We start from the raw sequence: 19,785 nt of genomic DNA, 5'->3' as shown, positions 1-19,785 counted from the left end.
CCTAGCCCTCCTCGCCCTTGCTGGGAACATCAACGGGGGCCTGCGCTTGCAGTTTCAATGGCCGCTGTTTGGCTTTCATCTGATCACTCAACACCCGGACCAAAGCGTTGATGTCGGTGCGCAGCTCGGACATGGTTTCTTGCCGGCCCGCGCTGATCTCTTCCAGAATTCTAAGCATCTGCACGTCGATCGACCGCAGCCGCATACGACTTTCGGCGTCGATCCCGGCCTCACCGCCAACCTTGGGGGATTGCCGCATTTCCTCAAGGATCGCTTCCTGTCCTTCAGCAACGCGCATCAGCGCGGCGTTCACCGGGGTCTGATCGCTCATCCGATAGGTCATACGCTCTATCGCGTCGGCCAAATGCCCCAGCTTTTCATCCACCATCGCCCGGCTGACGTCGGACTGGGTGAACATCTGTTGCAGCTCTTCCATCTGCTCGGCCATAGAGTCGACCACGCTGGCGAACATCGCCGCATCAGAACTTTCACCGTCGCCTGAGGAAAACCCCATACGGGTGATCGAGGACAGCCATTCCTCAAGCTCGCGATAGAAACGGTTCTGACCATGCCCAGCGAATAACTCCAGCAACCCAACAATCAGCGACCCCGCCAGCCCCAAAAGCGAGCTGGCAAAGGCCACGCCCATCCCGCCAAGCTGTGCCTCCAGACCGGTCATTAGACGGTTGAACACTTCTACGCCGCCCTCGCCCTCTTGCGGCGCAAGCGAACGAATGGTGTCGACCACCGCAGGCACCGTTGTCGCCAAGCCATAGAATGTCCCCAGCAGTCCGAGGAAAATCAACATGCTGACGATATAGCGGGTGATCTCGCGCTCTTCGTCGATCCGCGTGGCGACGGAATCAAGAATTGAGCGCGCGGAGCTTGACGAAATCTGCATCCGCGCACCTCGGGCCCGCAAAAGCGTGGCCAATGGCGCAAGCAATTGCGGCGCACGCACGCCTTCCGCCTCGGCCCGGCCGCCGGCAAAGGCCTCGATCCAACGCACCGAGCGGCTCATCTGATAGACTTGCCAGAAACAGGCCAAAAGCCCGATCACAAAGACAAAACCGATAAAGCCATTGAGGTAAGGGTTCGCCAAGAACACCGGCAACACCCGCGGCAAGGCAAAGAAAATGCCAACGCCCGACATCGCCAATACCATAAACATCAGCACAATCTGGCGAATGGGGTGTGAAAAGTGTGGCTCGGCCTCGCGGTCCGGCTGGTCCATCGTGACACAGCTCCTGGCACGTTGTTTCTTTGGCAGGGATGATAGGGGCAAGAAATCCGTAAGCCAAGGAAATTAGGCGGATTTCAGCCCTCTCTACAATGGCGCCTCGAAATTTAGGCTCAGAGCATGACACGCACGCGCCGGGCCAGCCAATCAATCTCGGGGTCGTGGATGCCAAGCTCGGTCAAATGGGACTGGGTGTTGATCAAGTATTCGTGGTTAGGCCCTTTTTCGCCTTGGGCCGTGGCAATGATACGCGCCTGCTCTTCAAGGTCTAACCCACCACAATATTGCACATGATCCGGGTCAACCACGTAAGAGATCGCTTCTTCGATCCGACCATCGGCCAGAATGACCTGCAAGCGCATCTCTTTATAGGCGTAGGATACAAGCTCCCGTTCGCGCAAATAGGCCAGCACCTCGTCTTGGGCTTCGTCCGAGACGCGCAAAGCCACGCCTTCGCAAACATGTCCCTCGTATTGGTCGAGCGCGAGAACCAACCCCGGACTTTCAGGCGTGCCACGGTAATGAACCGAACGCATGCAAAACGTGCGCGCATATCCGGGAAGCCGCGCAATGACGCGTTCTTGCGTCTCAAATCCGGGATTCCAGATCAGAGAACCATAGCCAAACACCCACATCGTCATCCCGCTGGTCCTTCGTTATCTGGCCCGCTACATACAGCCCCTGTAAACACCATGCGTTGCGGTCTGAAAAGAGGGTGAGTTATGAAACGTCTGCTAGTGATCGTCATCATCATAATGACCTGCTGGTCCGTGTATTGGTATGTGGCGATGCGCGGAGCAAAAAGCGGGTTTGAAAGCTGGTTCGAGGCACGCCGCGCCGCCGGTTGGCAGGCAGAGTATAGCGCGCTTGAAATCAACGGCTTTCCCAATCGTATAGACGCCACCTTTGACAAGCCCGTGTTGGCCGATCCTGCCACTGGTTTGGCGTGGGAGGCTGCGTTCCTTCAGATTTTCGCGCTCAGCTACAAGCCCAATCACGTCATCATGGTTTGGCCCAAGTCGCAGCGCCTCTCGACGCCCCTTACCCATTATAACATCGCCAGTGAAGACATGCGCGCGAGCGTTGTCATGGCCCCGGAGACCAGTCTGCCGTTTGAGCGAGCGAACCTCGTCGCGCAAGCCATGGCCGTGACGACGAAAGCGGGGATTACCACGCTCGGCGGCGTGCAAGTTGCTGCCTCTCGCCTCGAAGGAGCAGACTCCGAATACCGCCTTTCGGCCAATATTGACGGGTTAGCCCCGGCGCTCTCCGGCCCGCTGACGCTACGCACTGGCGGCGCATTGCCACGTCAGCTTGAGGCATTGCGCGTTGATGCCACGATGAAGTTTGACCGCCCTTGGGATTTAAGCACCATCGAAACTGGCCGCCCTCAGCCTACGCGGTTAAAGCTGCGGCTCGCCGAAGCGAAATGGGGAGATTTGGAGCTTGCCATGGCGGGAGCGGTCGAGATTGGCGTCGACGGACACCTCAGCGGGAGGATAACACTCAAGGCGCGAAATTGGCGCGATATAATCACAATCCTGCGCCAGATGAATGCAGTCCCCGACACATGGATCGATCCGCTGGAACAGGGTCTTTCGCTTGCGGCTCAACTGTCAGGCAACCAAGAAACGCTCGATCTGCCGCTAGATTTCAAGAACGGGCAAATGGCTCTGGGGCCGATCCCGCTTGGACCAGCCCCCGTAATTCGTTTGCGCTAAGCCTATGTTTTTCAGTTCTGTGAGAGACGTGTTGGACGGCGATAAAAATGGTGAACGCCAATCGTTGTCGTTCGGGTGAACTTGCGCGACCATTTCGGGCGCACGGCCTTGGTATGATAATATGTTGCACCGCGTGTCAGAGGGCGCGGCGCGCCCTTCAGCATAAGCTTGGCAATCTTGCCAACGTGGTCATAGGCCGCTTTCTCGCGGATAACGTCGCTGTAGCCGTCGCAAGTATAGGTGAACTGGCACGCGTATTTGCGCCCGGTGCCTTGCTTGACGACACCACAGACCGAATTCGGAAACAAGCGGCTGTCCACACGGTTGAGAATGACTTCTGCAACCGCAAATTGCCCCTTAACACTCTCGCCGCGCGCCTCGAAGTAAAGTGCTTCGGCAAGGCAGGCCCATTGCGCACCACCTTTGGCGCGGGGTTGCGAAGCGAGCCAGCGAGCGCTGTAGGTCACCGGACCGGCCGAGTTGGGACGCTTCATCAAAGCATCAAGTTGCGTCGCGGGAATTGTTCCCAATGCGCGCTTTTCTTTGCTAACCAGTTGCTTCACGGATGTATCAGCCAAAGCTGGAAATGCCAGCCCAATGCTGACTAGAACGAACACTAAAAATCGCATTTTTGCCCCCAAGACACCTAACGCACAAGATCAATAAGACCCGTTAATACGCGGGTTTTAATTGAAATTTCGCTTTCAGTCCAGTTTGCGGGATTCACCACCTAAATGGCGTGTGGCGTTAAGGGCGCGCCACTTATGGGACACCCCAGAATGTGGGATCAGTCTATATCCAACCCACTTTATGTTGTCGCTATCTTTTCATTCACAGCAAGCTGCGCCGCAGCCAATCGCGCCACTGGCACGCGGAAGGGGGAGCATGAAACATAGTCGAAACCGGCATTGCGACAGAACGCGATTGATTCGGGGCTACCGCCATGTTCACCACAAATCGATAGCGTCAGGTCCGGGCGTGCAGCGCGTCCACGCTCGGCTGCGATTGTGAGCAATTCGCCGACGCCATCGGTATCGAGCGTGTGAAACGGGTCTTCGGAATAGACCCCTGCCTGAACATATTTCGACATGAACCGTCCCGCGTCATCGCGCGACAAGCCATAGGTCATCTGCGTGAGGTCGTTTGTTCCGAAGCTTAGGAAAGCGCTGTGCGGCGCGATTTCCCCTGCTCTGAGCGCGGCGCGCGGTGTTTCAACCATGACGCCCAACCGGTAGGTGAAGGACTGACCCGTTTCGTTTCGCACAGCGGCGGCAACTGCGTCGACGCGGGCTTTTACGATCTCAACTTCGCGCATCGCCGAAACCAATGGGATCATGATTTCCGGCACCACCGGAGCGCCATCACGGCTGGCTTCTATCGTGGCCTCGAAAATCGCGCGCGCCTGCATGTCGTAGATTTCGGGCAGCGTGATCCCAAGGCGAACGCCCCGCATCCCCAGCATCGGGTTGTATTCGCCAAGCGCCTCGACCCGGCGCGTGACTTGGGACAAGGGCAGATCAAGCGCTTCGGCCAGCTCGCGGTGACCGGCGCGGTCGTGAGGGAGAAACTCGTGCAGGGGCGGATCGAGAAGCCGGATGCACACGGGCTGACCGCTCATGATGCGGAAGAGTTCGGTGAAATCTGCGCGCTGCATTGGTAACAGACGTTCAAGGGCTTCGCGGCGATCTTCGGGCGCATCAGCAAAGATCATTTCGCGCATGACGATAAGGCGGTCTTGCTCAAAGAACATATGCTCGGTCCGGCAAAGCCCGATCCCTTCGGCCTTAAAATTTCGCGCCGTTAGCGCGTCCGAGGGTGTGTCGGCATTGGCGCGCACCTTGATGTCGCGCACGGCATCGGCCCAGGACATCATGGTTTGAAAGGCATCGTCCTGCGCCGCTTCGAGCAAGGGCGGCGTGCCGGCGAGCACTTCGCCGTGGGTGCCATCAATAGTGATCGTGTCGCCTTCGCGAAAGACGCGGCCATCCGGGGCGGTCAGAGTTTTCTTGCCGATCTGAAACCGCATGGACGACGCGCCAACGACGCAGGGCAGCCCGATACCGCGGCCGATCACTGCCGCATGGGAGGTCATCCCGCCGCGCTCAGTTAGAACCGCCGCAGCAGCGTGCATGCCGCGGATATCTTCGGGCGAGGTTTCTCGCCGGACCAGCACACAGGGCTCGTCGCGCGCTGCGCTGGCTTGAGCTTCGGCGGCGGTGAACACCATTTTACCATGGGCGGCACCTGGGCTGGCGGCGATCCCGCTGGCAAGCACATCGCGCTCGGCTTCGGGGTCGATTTGCCGGTGCAAAAGCTCATTCAAGGCGCGCGGTTCAATGCGCATAAGTGCTTCTTCGCGCGGGATAATACCGTCTTCGGCCAAGCGCACAGCGATGCGCACAGCCGCGCGGGTTGAGCGTTGAACGCGCACCCCGTCTAGCAACCAAACCTTGCCGTCTTCGATGGTAAACTCCGCCTGCATTTCGGCCCGCAAGCGGCGGCGCATCAATTGCGTAAATTCGATCAGTTCAGCAAATGCTTTGGGGGCCAACTCTTCAAGCGAGGGGCCGCGCGGGTCGCATTCAAGGAAAAGCGAGGCTTCGCCTTCGAGCGCATCGCGCCCCTGACTTTGGCTGAGATAGCGGCCCGTGATTTTCTCAAGCCCGGTTTCGGAATTCACCAGCTGGATCACGCCGGAGCCGCATTCGCCACCCAAGCCATATCCCAAGGCCATGCTTTGCACGACCAGACCAAGGCCGGCATCGGCGGGCGCCCCTTTGGCCTGTCGCAGGAGGCGGGCGGTTGTCCCCTCCCACGCGCGCGCCATTGAGCGCAGGACGGCGGCAAGCTGCACCGCTGGATCCTGTGGAAACACCTCTTCGGCCTCGTCCTCGTATAGGGCGAGCGCCTCGTTCAGGCCCTCTTTGCCGGTGCTGGAAATTTCGTCAAAGACATCTGCGTCAAGCCGCGCCACGTGGATGGCATAGGCCTGCACGAAGCGCAGATAAATCGTTGCGGCGGCGTCATGGCCCAGACGGTCCGCCAATTCGTCATAGGTGGCATCGTTCATCCCGATGTTGAGCACAGCCCCCGGCCCGCCCCAATCGGGGTCTTCGGACGAGGGGCGCACGCATAAAAGCGGTGCCTTTCCAAAGGGTTCAAGAAGGGTTTTCATGTTGGGCATTTTGCCCGCAGCGATGCGATGCACAGCGGTAAAAGACAAGGCAACCGTCACCGGAACAGGCAGGTCGAGGCGCACCAGCCGTTGGAGGCATTTCGCCCGTCCGCCATGGGTGATTGCTGCCACCGGGGCGGAGGGGGTGATCAGGGTGATGTTACGGTCTTCTTGCTGCACTGCGGCACCTCTCGATTGCGCGCAGCATACGCCCGCAATCCGTTCTGACAAGAGCAAAGCCCCTACACCATATGCCGGAACGAGCCTAGCGCAACACCCGTTACCGGGTGTGACGGATCGGCTCCGCGCTCAGCTTTGCACCTTGTCGAGGTCGGCCACCCGCAGGCAGATCTTGCGAATACGCGACAGCAGGTTCAGACGATTGCGGCGCAGCACCTCGTTGTCGGAATTAACCTGAACCGCTTCGAAAAACGCATCAATCGGGCCGCGCAGACGCGCCATTCCAGCCATTGCACCGGCGAAATCCTCGGCGTCCATGGCGGCGGAAATCTCGCTGTCGGCAGCATCAAGAGCGGCGAAAAGCGCCTTTTCTTCGGCTGTTTCGGCGAATTTCACATCGGCGCCATAGCTGTATTCAACGCCGTCTTTAGCTTCGGCCTGAGTGAGGATGTTATTGGCCCGCTTGTACCCTTGAAGAAGGTTGTCACCATCATCAGTCTTAAGGAAAGCGGCCAAAGCATCGGCGCGTTTGACAAGCATGGTCAGATCATTGCCACCGCCCATTTCGAGGCAGGCATCAATCACGTCGTGCGGCAGCCCCTGATCGCGCAGATAGACCTTGAGACGATCATGGAAGAACGCCAAAAGATCGGTCGAGATGCTGGGGAGTTTATCCCCGACCGAGCGCAGGAATGAGCCATCTCCCGTATCCGGCGCATTGTCGCGGTCTTTTACCCGGTCAAGCACGGCCTGAAAGGCAGCACCAAACACGCCATGATCAGAAATTTCGTCGATGACCTCTTCGAGGGTATCAATTTCACCGATGGATGCTTTGGCGCGATTGAGACCGATCTTGTGCAATAGAAGTTGCGATTCTGTAAACGCATCGAGCGAGAGCCGCAGATCACCCGCCAGAATGATGCGGATCACCCCGAGCGCGGCACGACGCAGGGCAAAGGGGTCTTTTGATCCGGTCGGCTTTTCATCAATCGCCCAGAAGCCGGTGAGCGTGTCGAGCTTGTCAGCCAGTGCCACGGCGCGCGATACTGCTCCTTCGGGCACGTCATCGGACGGACCAAGCGGCGAGTAATGCTCTTCACAGGCTGTGGCCACATCCGCAGGGAGGCCAGCGGCCTCGGCATAGTAGCGCCCCATCAGGCCCTGAAGCTCAGGGAACTCATAGACCATTTCCGAGGAGAGGTCGGCCTTGGCGACCTTGGCGGCTTGTTCGGCCACGGCAGGATCGGCCCCGGTGATCGGAGCCAGCGCACGGGCAAGGCGAGCGATACGCGCAATACGAGTGGCTTGGGTGCCGAGCTGGCGCTCAAACGTCACATTGTCGAGCTTGTCGAGCCAGTCGCCCATACCCGCCTTGGCAACGCGCAAATCGTTTTCCCAAAAGAACTTGGCATCCGAGAGCCGCGCCGAGAGCACTTTTTGATTGCCTGCAAGAATGGTCGCGCCATTGTCCGCCGTTTCGACATTGGCGACGGTGATAAAGCGTTCGATGCGCCCGGTCTTGGGGTTGCGGACCGAGAAGAACTTTTGATGTTCCTTCATCGAGGTTTGCAAGACTTCGGGCGGCAGGCCGAGGAATTCCTCGCCGATCTCTCCCATCAGGACCACGGGCCATTCAACAAGGCCCGCGACCTCAGCGAGCAGGCCTTTGTCTTCAACCACGTCGAGCCCAGAGGCGAAAGCCATGTTGGTGGCCTCTTGCCAGATGTGGTCGGCGCGCTCAACGGCATCAAGGATCACGCGGTCGCGTTTGAGCCGCGCCACGTAGTCGTCAAAGCCGGTCACCGCAAAGGCGCCCCCCATGAAACGGTGGCCGCGGGTGATGTTGCCGCTGGTGATGCCGTCGATCTCGAGTGGCACAACCTCGGCCCCTTCCTCGGTGCTAAGGACGCACAGAATGGAGTGCAGCGGGCGCACCCAGCGCAGGCTGCCCGTGCCCCAGCGCATGGATTTGGGCCAAGGGAAGTTGCGGATGGTCGTCTCAAGCACTTCGGCGACGATCTCGGCGGCGGGGCGGCCCGGCTTTTCGATCGTGGCAAAGAGCACCTTGCCCTTGGGGGTGTCGCGCTCTTCCAGTTGATCGCGGGCAAGGCCTGCGCCGCGCAGGAAGCCTTCGATCGCCTTTTCGGGCGCATCGGCGCGCGGGCCTTTGCGTTCCTCGCGAACGGTGGGGCTGTCGGCGAGCAGATCGTCGAGTGCGAGCACAAGGCGGCGCGGCGTCGAGAAAGCCTTGGCCCCGCCATAAGTGAGGCCGGCCTCGACCAGACCATCGGTCATGCGCTTTTTCAAATCATCGGCGGCACGCGCCTGCATACGGGCGGGGATTTCTTCGGAAAAGAGTTCGATCAGAAGATCAGGCATGTCAGTCGCTTTCCGGTCCGGCGGTTACGGGCGTGTTGGCTTGCGGTTGGGGTGGGCAATCGGCGGGCGCGGGTTGCCCATCGAAAACCATTTCGCCGCAGTGATTTATCTGGTGCCAGGCATAGCCGCGCCCGTCTGGATAAACGGCGACAACGCGGTCGATGCCATAGACAACATTGGACTGCCCCAAGAAGGCAATCGCATCCCCTTTTTCAAGTGCTTGGCCAATGGCTTCGGCATCGAAACAGTCGAACCAGTCAGGCGCGACGCGGGGTTCGGGCGTGGCGTAGGGTTCATAGGTTTCCGTCATCATCGCCTGACTTTGCGCCGTGGTGAAACACGCGCGATAGCGGATCGGCGAGGAGGTGGCGTTGATCGCCTTGAAGTCCTCATAGAGGATCGGCTCGGCTTGCCCGGAGACAAGCGAGGTCAGCATTACGTCATCGGTGCCGGTCACGCTCACCTCTTCGTAGAACGCATAGACCTGCAGGTAATAGATCGCGGCCCCTGCGATTGCGGCGACTAACACGATGAACCCTCCTACGAGCTTGCCGTTCATGCGCTTGCGCTTTCCGGCGCAAAGCCCCCGGCTTCGGTCAGAACGAAAGCGTCAGCACATTGTTTGGCCAACGCCCGCACACGGCCGATATAGGCCTGACGCTCGGTCACGGAAATGACGCCGCGCGCGTCCAAAAGGTTAAAAATGTGTGAAGCTTTGATGCATTGATCATAGGCCGGGTGCGCCATGATGATGCGTTTGCCGGTTTTCGGGTCGTCATGCGCCTGCGAGAGGATATTCTGACACTCGGCTTCGGCCTCTTCAAACTGCTTCAGCAAAACTTTTGTGTTGGCCACATCAAAATTCCAGCGGCTGTATTCCTGCTCGGTCTGGCGGAACACGTCGCCATAAGTAAGAGCGATAGGCGCTTGCGGGTCATTAAACGGCATGTCCATCACATGATCGACGCCCAGCACATACATCGCCAAGCGTTCCAGCCCGTAAGTCAACTCTCCCGAGACTGGATGGCAATCATGCCCCCCAACCTGTTGAAAATAGGTAAACTGAGAGACCTCCATCCCGTCACACCAAACTTCCCAGCCCAGCCCCCAAGCGCCGAGCGTGGGCGATTCCCAGTCATCCTCGACAAAGCGAATGTCGTGCATATCCATGTCGATGCCAATGGCCGCGAGGCTACCGAGGTAGAGGTCCTGAAGGTCGGGCGGCGAGGGTTTGATCAGCACCTGATACTGGTAATAGTGCTGCAAACGGTTCGGGTTTTCACCATAGCGCCCGTCGGTGGGGCGGCGCGAAGGCTGCACATAGGCCGCGGCCCAAGGGCGAGAGCCAAGTGAGCGCAATGTCGTGGCGGGGTGGAACGTGCCGGCGCCGACCTCCATATCATAGGGCTGCATCACGGCACAGCCGCGCGATGCCCAATAGGATTGCAAACGCAGGATAATCTCTTGAAAACTGCGTGGTTTGGTCTGCCCGGCTGTCATGCCAAAACCCCTTGCCCGAGTGCTTAAAACGTAATCGCGCCCTGCTTACTGGTGGGGCGCGGCAGGGTCAATTGCGTGCTCACGCATTATTTGGGTGCAAGAGACCCTAGATTTGATAGAAGTCCCCGCAGACAGGACGTAACACGCGAACATGCAAGGGCACTTTGGGGACGATGAAAAGACTTTTCGTTACAGTAATTCTCACGCTTCTAATTCAGGTTAACGCGGTTCAGGCCCAGCAGGATATCGCATGGGTGCAGATCGAAGCGCATCCGAACCTCAACACCACTCAGACACGCATTCGCGCTTATGGGGCGCGGCTGCCTGATGTGAACGGCTTTTCCCTTGGCGGCGGCTGGTATGCCATTGTTTTGGGGCCATATACCCGCAGCGATGCTGAGCGGGTCTTGCAGGTTTACCGGGCGGAACGCGAAATTCCGAGTGACAGTTTCCTGGCGTTTTCCAGCGCCTTTCGTCAGCAATTCTGGCCGGTGGGTGCAGATCTTTTGAACCTGCCGCAAGTGGCCGAGCCGCAGATTGGTGACACCGGGAGCGCGACCAACACGCAGCCCGCCGCCCCTTCGGCTCCGGTTGAGATTATCCCCGCAGATGAAACCCCAAGCCAGGCCCGGCGCAGCGAAGCGGCGTTGAGCCGCGAGGAGCGCATGGAGTTGCAAGTGATGCTGAAATGGGCCGGGCATTACACCGGCGGCATCGATGGCGCATTCGGGCGCGGCACACGCGGCTCGATGGCCAGCTGGCAAGAGGCGAACGGGTTCGAGAAGACAGGGATTTTGACGACAAAACAACGCATTGCCCTGCGCAAGATGTATAACGCTGTGCTGGACGGGCTTGACCTTCAGGTGGTGAGCGACACGACAACCGGGATCGAGATGAAGCTGCCTTTGGGGGCTGTGACATTCGCCAAATACAGCCCGCCGTTTGCCCATTTCGAGGCCGCTGGCGACATCCCGGCGCGGGTTCTTTTGATCAGCCAACAGGGCGATCAGAACACGCTTTTCGGGCTGTACGACATCATGCAAACGCTGGAAGTTGTGCCCGAGGCTGGCCCGCGTGAGCGCAAGAACAACAGCTTTGTTCTCATCGGCGAAGGCGCCGATTTCATCTCGCATACCGAAGCGCGTCTTGAGGGCGGAATGGTCAAGGGTTTCACCCTTGTCTGGCCCGCCGGTGACGAAGAACGCCGGACCCGTCTGTTGGGTGAAATGCAGAAGAGTTTCAAACGTTTGGATGGCGTCATGAGCCCCGCTGCGGGGATGAATGAAGCGCAGAACATTGACCTTGTGGCCGGGCTTGAAATCCGCCGTCCCAAGCTGTCACGTTCGGGCTTTTATGTCGATGCTCAAGGCACGGTTGTAACCACAGTCGAGGCGATTGCAGGCTGTTCGAAAATCACGCTGGACGGCGATCACGAGGCCGATGTGGTGATGAGCGACGCGGCGCGGGGCGTGGCGGTTTTGCGCGCGCGCGACGCGCTGGCGCCGGCGTCATTTGCGACGCTGCGCGAGGGAGAGCCGCGGTTGCAGTCGGACGTGGCGGTTGCCGGGTTCTCTTACGAGGGCGTTCTGGGCGCACCGACGATGACCTTTGGAAAGCTGAGCGATGTCAAAGGTTTGCGCGGTGAGAGTGATTTGAACCGGCTGGCGCTGAGCGCGTTGCCCGGGGATGCGGGCGGGCCTGTGTTTGATGCGGGCGGCGCGGTGATGGGGATGCTTCTTCCGCTGCCTGAGGGTGACAAGAAGCTGCCTGAAAACGTCAGTTTCTCGATGGATTCCAACACGCTGCGGCAAGTGCTTGAAGCCGCTGGAATCAGCGCCAACCTGCCGGACAGCACTGCCGCGATGGCGCCTGAAGATTTGACGCTCAAGGCGCAGGGCATGACCGTTTTGGTAAGCTGTTGGTAAGTAGGTCCGCCCCCGTTTTGGGGGCGGTTTTGCGATAAAGGTTAACGGTGCAAAAACCGGCAAATTGGGGGGGTGACTCCCGGCTGACATCCGGCTGACTCCCGGCTGCCGTTCGGTGAGCAGTGGTTAACGCAGGTTAACTTTACTACGGCGCACGGCGCGTTAACCAAAGCTCAAGGTTTCTCTGCCACGCTTTGCGCATGATATGGCGTCTGTCTCTCAACTTTGTTTGGATCATTCTCGCGGTGAGGCGGGTTCTGACCGCTGCCCACCGATGGGGGATGAGCCGGGTGCACAGGCGCCTAAGCGGGGACGCCGGGCCAATGCCGCGCCTATACAGACAGCGCGGACGTCATGCGGATAAGCGTGGGACGATCTGCGCTGAGCGCGGCAAGCGTGGTCTTTTGCAAGTCAGCAAGGGTTGTGGGTTCGGCAGCGTAAGCGCCGTAAGCCTCGGCCAGTTTGAGGAAATCCGGGTTGCGCGCGACCACCGCGTTGGGCGCAATCTGTGCGCCGGTCATGGCGTCTTCAATCTCGCCCAGCTTGGCATTGTCCCAGATCAGGATCGGCAGAGGCAAGCGCAGCTCGACAGCGGTTCCGAGCTCTTGGATGGTGTATTGCAGGCCGTAATCACCCGCAATGGCCAGCGTCGGCAAACCAGAGCGCGCGACCGCCCCGCCGATCGCCGCTGGCAGCGCATACCCCAGCGTGCCAAAGCCCGTGGGATGGTGCCAATGACCCGCGCGCGGCATGTCCCAAACCTCCCGCGCGACATAGGCGAACTGGGTCATGTCGGAATAGATCATAGCGTCAACAGGCAGGCAGTCGCGCAGCGCATCGCAGATCGGGGTGATGCCGGGACGTTCGGCGTCAACTTCGGCGCGCGAGCGGGCCCGGAAGGCCGCGATTTCAGCAGCGTCCCAACGGGTCGTAGAGCGTTTGGGCGATGGCTTGGCGGACGGCGCGGCGTTGCCTTTTGCGCTGGCCTCTTGCGACATCGCAAGAAGGGCATCGAGGAACGCTTTGGCATCGGCGCGAAAGATAATGTCGGCGCGATGTTCGTCGGCCAGAACCGCCGGATCAATATCGACGCGCACCAAGGTGGCGGTATGGCCAAGGGTGTTGCGCCAGAGATCAACCTCGGCCAGTTCCGTGCCAATCGCAATCACCAGATCAGAGCTGGCGATGATCGACGCGCTTTCCGGTCTACCGAGGTAGCAGCCAAAGCTCATCGGGTCATCGGGGGCAAGCACGCCGCCCGCGGCGTAGGTGGTAAACCCAGCCGCGCCGAAGTGCTGCAGCATGTCGCGGGCGCGTTGTTCGGCCCCCGCGGCAACGACGCCGCCACCAAAGATGAACAGTGGTTTTTGCGCAGCCGCAAGGCGCGCAGACAGGGCGGTTATCGCGGTCGGATCGGCGGAGGCGAGCCCCCCTACCCCTGCTGCCCCAGTGAGCGAATCGCGGGCATTCGGGGCCGGCGCGCAGGCTATGCCGCCGAGGGCAATCGGCACTTGAATATGCTTGGGGCGTTTGCGTTGGCTGTTGAATTCGCAAAAAGCGCGGTCGATCAGATCAAAGGCGGATTGCGGCGTGCGGGCTTCATGGCTCCAGTCGCAGACCGTGGCGGCGGCACTCTCTTGATCCAGCATCTGGTGAAGTTGCCCGCAGCGGCGGGCGGTTTCATCGAGACAGGACGAAATGACCAGCATCGGCACGGAATCGGAATAGGCCTGCCCCATCGGCGTCATGATGTTGCAGACCCCCGGCCCGGTGATGACATAGGCCACGCCGGGGCGTCCGGTTGCGCGGGCAAAGCCATCGGCCATGAACCCCGCGCCCTGTTCGTGACGGGCGAGGATATGAGTGATGCCGGCGTCTTCGATTCCGCGATACATTTCGATGTTATGAACGCCGGGAATGCCAAAAATCGTGTCCACCCCACGCGATTTGAGCATATGAGAGATTTGAGCACCGAGGGGGGATGTGGCCTGATCTGACATTAGGCTCTCCAGAATTGCAGAGTGAAGAGGGCAAACACCGCCATCAATTCGAGCCGCCCGATCCACATGCCGAGGGCCAAAATCCATTTGGCGGTGTCATTGAGCGTCGAGAAATTGCCCGCCGGGCCGATCGTGTCGCCGAGGCCGGGGCCGATATTGGCGATGGCAGTGGCCGCGCCGGACAGGGAGGTGATGAGATCGAGCCCGGTGAGGGAGAGCGCCACGGCAAGCAGGCCCAAAGTGACGGTGAAGAAGACGAAAAAGCTCATCACCGAGTTCAGGACATCCTCGGAAATGGGGCGGCCATCGTAGAGGGGCGGGAAGATGCCATGCGGATAGGCGGTGCGCTTGATCTGGGCTTTGATCGAGGAAAACAGGATCTGGTAGCGGAAAATCTTGACCGAACAGGCGGTTGACCCGGCGCAGCCGCCGACGAGGCCGACAAAGAAAAAGATTGTGATGAGGAAAGGACCCCAAGCCATGTAATCGACCGAGGAATAGCCGGTGCCAGACATGATCGAGGTGATGTTGAACAGCCCCTCACGCATGGCCTGTTCCCAATGGTGCGGGAAGATCGAGGTGAGGATCAGCGTGGTGATGATCGTCAGCACCGCGATTGTGCCGAGAAAGGCATGCAACTGGGTGTCTTTGAGCAGCGGTTTGGCATTGCCGTTGACCAGTTGCACATAGCGCACGAAGGGCAAAGCGGCGAGGATCATGAAGAAGGATGCGGCGTATTCGGGCGCGCCAGAGAAGCCACTAAAGGAGTTGTCATAATTCGAGAACCCGCCCGTCGACACCGTGGTGAGCGCATGAACGGTGGCATCAAACGCATCCATGCCGAGGAACAGGTAAGTGATGATACAGGCCATGGTGATGCCAAGGTAGATCACCGAAATCTGGCCCGAGATCTGTGTCGCGCGGGGAAGAATTTTACCCATTGTATCAAAGGCTTCGGAGCGGAAAATTTGCATTCCGCCGACCCGCAGTTCGGGCAGGAAGACCATTGCCACGACGATGATGCCGATCCCGCCGAGCCATTGAAGGATGCCGCGCCACAGCAAAATGCCCTTTGGCATATCATCAAGCCCGGTGAACACGGTCGAACCGGTGGTGGTGAGGCCTGACATCGCCTCGAAAAACGCATCAACAAAGCGGGCGTCGGTTTCGCCCAGCATGAAGGGGAGCGCGGCAAAAAATGGCAAAGCCAGCCAGACGCCGGAGGTCAGAAGGAAGGTTTGCTGGAGCGTCAGCCCTTCGCGCACGCCGTTCTGACAGGTGAGCGCGATCAACCCGCCGGTCAGCACCGTGAGCACCGAGGATTCGGCAAAAGCGGCCCAATGGCCGCGCCCTTCGGCCAGATCAACCACCATCGGCAGCAGCATGGTCAGGCCAAGTGCGGTGGTCAGCAGTCCGATTACATATCCAACGGGGCGAAGATCAATCATGCGGCAAAGCGTTGGGTGCAGCGGCGGGCGAAGTCAAGCGCCTCGCCCGCTGAAATTGCCGCAAGTCCGGCCCGAAGGCCGTGATCATTCAGACGTAAAACAGGTCGCGAAAGACGTGATAGGCGATCTGGTCACGGGCGATGCCCATTTTTGCCAGCTCGGCATCGGATTTTGCTTCGAGTTTTTCGATCTGGTCAACACGCGAACGTGCGCGTGCGTAATGTTCGATCCCATTCGCTACGGAACGGAGTGCCCGCTGAAAGCCCGAACGGGCGTGATCGGCGAAAGTGAACTGTGATGTAACGTCGGCCATTTTTGGAAACCTTTCCAATGTATTGAGGTTTGGTTCCCTCCCTGCCATTGAAGATAGGACATGAATGCTGACATAACAATTGACGCTTTTGCATGGCCGCCCCCGCTCGCTGCAACGCAGCAAATTTTATGTGCAGTTTGCGAAAAGCCGCGAAATGCGTCAGCCGACGTGAAACAGCGTGGTGAACAGCTTGGGGTCGAGGCTGTCGGTTTTGAACAGCTCGCCCTCGGTCAGGATCGACACGGCGTCATGGGAATGCAGGCTTTCCTGATGCGAGGCGACGATGCGAAAATCACCGATGCGCTCTTCTTCTTCGAGGGCCTTGGCAAAGAGACGGGCGGCGTCTTCGACAAAAATCGGATTGGCGGCGTTGAGTTCGGCAAAGGCCTGTTCGTCCTCGCGTTTGACCATCACTTGGGTTTCGGTCGGCACGGCAGAGCGGGCGAGTTCGATCAGATCTTCGAACCAGAGGCAATCGGTGTCGCATTTCACCTCGACCGAGATCCGTGCAACGGAGCGTTGGGAATGCGGCGTGGCGAGTTGGCCACGGGTCTGGCGGGCGTGCTCGGAAAGTTCGAGCGAACAGGGGCAGGTTGAGGAATAAACGAAATCGAGGTGAATGATCTTCGAGCGCACCCCGCCCTGTTCCACCAGTTCCAAAGCGATGTCGTAGTATTGAAAACCGGAGAGCCCGGAGCGCAACGACGGGATTTTCATTGGAAAGGAAAACCGCATCTGGATACGGGCATCAAAGCTTTCGAGATCGGCTTTATAGTCGTCGAGCGCGGCTTCGATCACCTCGAAGGAGAAGGTTTTTTCCGCATGGCCATAGAACGAGCGCATGATGCGGCTCATGTTGATGCCTTTTTTCTCGGCCTCAAGGCTTACCGTGCCGGTGACCGAGGTTTCGAGCGTGAGGTCGCCATTGTCACGGGTGTGATAGGGGATCGGCAGGCGGAAATTCGAGATGCCGACGTGCTGGATCAGCCGGCGCGCGCCTTTGATCAGGCTTTCGGGGCCGTTTTGCAGATCGGGCAGCGAGGCCTTGTAGGCGTCATCGACGGTAAAATCCTCAGGATAGGCACGGACCAGCGCCGGGTAATTCATCAGCGTGGTCTCTGGCAAAAGGCGCGAAATGGCGGGGTCGAGGTCGGCAATCTCTTCCGGTGTGGCGGTTTCGGCCCATTGACGCAGACGCGCGAGAGCGGTTTCGGCCTCGTCGCGGCTGGGCTGTTCATCAATTTCTGAAACGTGCCGATTCATCGCTGCGTCCTTTCAGGAGCGTTTGTGTCGTCAATTTAGGCGGATTTGACGGGATTACCAATGGGGCGGCGCAAAATGCGGGAAAACGACGCCAGTGGCGGGTGAAATGTTACGGCCAGATCGGGGCGTTTTGGCGCGAAACTTGCCTGTGGGTCACGTTGTTGGTGGTGGTTTGTCGCCGCAGGCAAACGGGTCACATTTGCGCGAGAGGCGGGCGATGGTGGGCCGTTTTGAGCGCGAACGCCCGCCAGAGCAGCCAGAGCGCCATCGCCGTTTCAGCCAAGAGAGGGAGGGCATAGGCCGGGGTGAACGCGGCAAAATACGACGGTGCGAGCAAGCGAAGCAGAGTGCCGGTGGCATAGACGGCCCCTGCCCCGATCAGCCCCACGCCAAGCCATGCAGGCATGTCGCGCCCAACGATCAGCAAGAGACCGAGCAGCGCAGAGTTTAGTGCAAAGAAAGCAAGGCCCAGATCATAGCCATAAGCGTGCTGCGTCATGGCATGGAGCGCGAGTGGCGCGGCGGCGGAGGGGTCCATCGGGCCGGTGAGAAGCAGCAGCGCGCTTTGCTGGGTGAGCAGGTTGGCAGCGATCGTCGCGGCCTGCATCAGGCGGAACGCGGTGGCGAGCACGGCCAAAAGCGGGCTAATCGCCCAGAACATCGCACAGAGCAGCACCGCCAGCGCGACATCGGCCATCGCCATCAACAGATCGGCCAAGAGAGACAGGCGGAAGGCCGTCTCATTGGCGAGGATATTGACGGCGGTTTGAGCGGCGTCGCCATAGGCGATGAGCGGGCCGCGCAGGGCGATTTCCGAGGTCATGCCGAGCAGGATGATCGCGATGTAAAGCCCGCCAGCCGGGAGGGCGAGCGTGCGGATGGGCCGCGCGAACCCCGTTGTTTTACCAGACATCACGCGCCCCCCTTTTGATGGTCATAATGCGCAAGGCAGCCACAATCGGGCGCAGCGGTGCGTTCGATCAGCGCCTGAAACTGGGCTTTGAGGCAGAGGCTCATCAATTCGTCGCTCATGGCGGAGCGTGCAGGCGTGGCGCGCTCCTTGGTGGCGCGTGACAGCGGACGGGGGTTCAGGGGGTGTCGGAACATGAGGGTCTCCTTTGGGGATTTGCGATTAAAGATCGCGTTGTCCCCAAAGGGTGTAATTCCTCAAGTTAACTTTAGATCAAGCCCAAATTTCACAGTCCCGGTGATGCCGTCGTTTGCGGCGTCAGGCCTGCTCGAGCGCCTGAAGCACATCGGCGACAAGATCGTCTGTGTCCTCGATCCCGACCGAGAAGCGGACAAGACCGGGCGTGATGCCGAGCGCCTGTTTCTGATCGTCGGGCAGGCGTTGATGCGTGGTTGTCGCCGGGTGTGTGGCGATAGATTTGGCATCGCCCAAATTGTTCGAAATCACCGCGATTTGCAGCGCATTGAGGAAGCGGAACGCCGCCCCCTGCCCGCCGGCGAGGTCGAGCGAGATCACCGTGCCGCCCTTGCCCGTTTGCCGTTTCATCAAGTCGTGTTGCGCATGAGATGGGTGGCCGGGGTAAAGGACGCGGGCGAGTTTGGGGTGATTTTGCAGCGCCTCGGCCAAGGCCAGCGCCGAGGCGGCTTGGGCGCGCACGCGCAGCTCCATCGTTTCGAGCCCTTTGAGCATGATCCAAGCCGTGAAAGGCGACATCGCGCCACCGGTGTGCTTCATGTAAGGTTCGAGCGTTTTGCGGATGAATTGGGTGCTCCCCAGCACCACGCCGCCCAGCGCGCGCCCCTGTCCGTCAATGTGTTTGGTGGCGGAATAGACCACCACATCAGCGCCTTGGGCAATAGCGTTGGAAAAGACCGGCGTGGCAAAGACATTGTCGATCACCACCAGCGCACCGACCGCATGGGCCAAACCGCTAACCGCTGCGATGTCGACGATTTCGAGGGTCGGGTTGGAGACCGATTCAAAGAACACCAGCGCCGTGTCGGGGCGCAGGGCGGCGCGCCATTGATCAAGGTCGGTGCCGTCGACCAGCGTGACCTCGACCCCGAAGCGCGGCAGGATTTCTTCGAGAATATAGAGGCAGGAGCCGAACAACGCACGGGCGGCGACCACGTGATCGCCCGCCTTGAGCGGGGCCATCAGAGCGGCGTTGACCGCCGCCATGCCCGAGGCGGTGGCAAAGGCGGCTTCGGCCCCTTCGAGGGTGGCGATCCGCTCTTCGAACATGGCAACGGTGGGGTTGCCATAGCGGGCATAGATAAACTCATCCGGGCCGGTTTCGATAAACCGGGCCTCGGCCTGTTCGGCGCTGTCATAGACAAAGCCCTGGGTGAGGAAGATCGCCTCGCTCACCTCGTTATATTGCGAGCGGCGGGTGCCGCCATGCACGGCGTGGGTGCGTTTGTTCCAGTCGTTGCTCATCGGTCGCTCCTGTCAGGGGGGACTTGGCCGCCCCAAATAAAAAACCCCCGGTCGCGGTCACGCGACGGGGGAGCCCATCCGATGACCTCTTTAGCGGGATTATTTAAAGTGGCCCGCAATCCGGTAACAAATCGCCACTGGGTCATTCGATAGCAAGGCGGCGCAAATGCGTCAACGCAAAAGCGCGGCGGTGGGAATTGCATCGTCACGGTTGCTTAACCGGGGCTTCAC

General features: G+C 59.8%; 16 protein-coding genes and 1 riboswitch. Of the genes, 2 read left to right on the top strand and 14 right to left on the bottom strand.

Going from position 1 to position 19,785, the window contains the following annotated elements; translation table 11 throughout:
* Position 1: 1 nt before the first annotated feature.
* Positions 2 to 1,234 (bottom strand): biopolymer transporter ExbB, encoded by a 1,233-nt coding sequence (locus tag N4R57_05225; protein ID UYV38477.1) that lies wholly within the window; start codon positions 1,232 to 1,234, stop codon positions 2 to 4.
* A gap of 119 nt (positions 1,235 to 1,353) precedes the next feature.
* Positions 1,354 to 1,881 carry a gamma-glutamylcyclotransferase gene (locus N4R57_05220; GenBank protein UYV38476.1) on the bottom strand — a complete coding sequence of 176 codons (528 nt, stop codon included), beginning with the start codon at positions 1,879 to 1,881 and terminating at the stop codon, positions 1,354 to 1,356.
* Positions 1,882 to 1,962: 81 nt separating this feature from the next.
* Between N4R57_05220 and N4R57_05215 the strand changes: the two genes are divergently transcribed.
* A complete protein-coding gene (locus N4R57_05215; protein UYV38475.1) occupies positions 1,963 to 2,961 on the top strand; it encodes a DUF2125 domain-containing protein in 999 nt (332 codons plus the stop codon).
* 11 nt (positions 2,962 to 2,972) lie between these two features.
* Here N4R57_05215 and N4R57_05210 read toward each other — a convergent pair whose 3' ends face one another.
* From N4R57_05210 to N4R57_05190, 5 genes are all read right to left on the bottom strand, one after another.
* Positions 2,973 to 3,590 (bottom strand): cell wall hydrolase, encoded by a 618-nt coding sequence (locus tag N4R57_05210; protein UYV38474.1) that lies wholly within the window; start codon positions 3,588 to 3,590, stop codon positions 2,973 to 2,975.
* Between the two features lie 179 nt (positions 3,591 to 3,769).
* Positions 3,770 to 6,316 (bottom strand): pyruvate, phosphate dikinase, encoded by a 2,547-nt coding sequence (gene ppdK / locus N4R57_05205; protein ID UYV38473.1) that lies wholly within the window; start codon positions 6,314 to 6,316, stop codon positions 3,770 to 3,772.
* A gap of 129 nt (positions 6,317 to 6,445) precedes the next feature.
* Positions 6,446 to 8,695 carry a glycine--tRNA ligase subunit beta gene (gene glyS / locus N4R57_05200; protein UYV38472.1) on the bottom strand — a complete coding sequence of 750 codons (2,250 nt, stop codon included), beginning with the start codon at positions 8,693 to 8,695 and terminating at the stop codon, positions 6,446 to 6,448.
* Position 8,696: 1 nt separating this feature from the next.
* Positions 8,697 to 9,254, bottom strand: coding sequence for a DUF6446 family protein (locus N4R57_05195; protein ID UYV38471.1), 558 nt, complete (start codon positions 9,252 to 9,254; stop codon positions 8,697 to 8,699).
* The gene (locus N4R57_05190) at positions 9,251 to 10,195 is read right to left on the bottom strand and encodes a glycine--tRNA ligase subunit alpha (protein ID UYV38470.1); all 945 of its coding nucleotides are present in this window, start codon (positions 10,193 to 10,195) and stop codon (positions 9,251 to 9,253) included. Before N4R57_05190 ends, N4R57_05195 begins: the two co-directional genes overlap by 4 nt.
* A 173-nt stretch (positions 10,196 to 10,368) precedes the next feature.
* On the opposite strand from N4R57_05190, the gene N4R57_05185 reads away from it, so the two are divergent.
* Positions 10,369 to 12,120: a serine protease gene (locus N4R57_05185; protein ID UYV38469.1), complete on the top strand. Its 1,752-nt coding sequence runs from the start codon at positions 10,369 to 10,371 to the stop codon at positions 12,118 to 12,120.
* A gap of 332 nt (positions 12,121 to 12,452) precedes the next feature.
* Here N4R57_05185 and N4R57_05180 read toward each other — a convergent pair whose 3' ends face one another.
* The 7 genes from N4R57_05180 to metZ all read right to left on the bottom strand — a co-directional run bounded on the left by N4R57_05180 (position 12,453) and on the right by metZ (position 19,554).
* Positions 12,453 to 14,120, bottom strand: a complete 1,668-nt coding sequence (locus N4R57_05180) for a thiamine pyrophosphate-binding protein (protein ID UYV38468.1) — start codon at positions 14,118 to 14,120, stop codon at positions 12,453 to 12,455.
* Positions 14,120 to 15,568, bottom strand: coding sequence for a TrkH family potassium uptake protein (locus tag N4R57_05175; protein ID UYV38467.1), 1,449 nt, complete (start codon positions 15,566 to 15,568; stop codon positions 14,120 to 14,122). The genes N4R57_05180 and N4R57_05175 overlap by 1 nt, the downstream gene beginning before the upstream one ends.
* An 88-nt stretch (positions 15,569 to 15,656) precedes the next feature.
* Complete coding sequence (locus N4R57_05170) at positions 15,657 to 15,881, bottom strand: hypothetical protein (GenBank protein UYV38466.1); 225 nt, start codon at positions 15,879 to 15,881, stop codon at positions 15,657 to 15,659.
* A gap of 159 nt (positions 15,882 to 16,040) precedes the next feature.
* The gene (folE2, locus tag N4R57_05165) at positions 16,041 to 17,144 is read right to left on the bottom strand and encodes a GTP cyclohydrolase FolE2 (GenBank protein UYV38465.1); all 1,104 of its coding nucleotides are present in this window, start codon (positions 17,142 to 17,144) and stop codon (positions 16,041 to 16,043) included.
* Between the two features lie 193 nt (positions 17,145 to 17,337).
* Positions 17,338 to 18,057 carry a DUF4386 domain-containing protein gene (locus N4R57_05160; protein UYV38464.1) on the bottom strand — a complete coding sequence of 240 codons (720 nt, stop codon included), beginning with the start codon at positions 18,055 to 18,057 and terminating at the stop codon, positions 17,338 to 17,340.
* Complete coding sequence (locus N4R57_05155; GenBank protein ID UYV38463.1) at positions 18,057 to 18,251, bottom strand: hypothetical protein; 195 nt, start codon at positions 18,249 to 18,251, stop codon at positions 18,057 to 18,059. The genes N4R57_05160 and N4R57_05155 overlap by 1 nt, the downstream gene beginning before the upstream one ends.
* 121 nt (positions 18,252 to 18,372) lie before the next feature.
* A complete protein-coding gene (gene metZ / locus N4R57_05150) occupies positions 18,373 to 19,554 on the bottom strand; it encodes an O-succinylhomoserine sulfhydrylase (protein UYV38462.1) in 1,182 nt (393 codons plus the stop codon).
* 69 nt (positions 19,555 to 19,623) lie between these two features.
* A riboswitch (SAM riboswitch) is annotated at positions 19,624 to 19,702 on the bottom strand.
* Positions 19,703 to 19,785: the final 83 nt, after the last annotated feature.

The sequence above is a fragment of the Rhodobacteraceae bacterium D3-12 genome, from assembly GCA_025916135.1.
Classification (GTDB): domain Bacteria; phylum Pseudomonadota; class Alphaproteobacteria; order Rhodobacterales; family Rhodobacteraceae; genus JAKGBX01.
The sequence above is the reverse complement of the archived record's forward strand: the minus strand, read 5'-3'. Positions and strand labels throughout refer to the sequence as shown.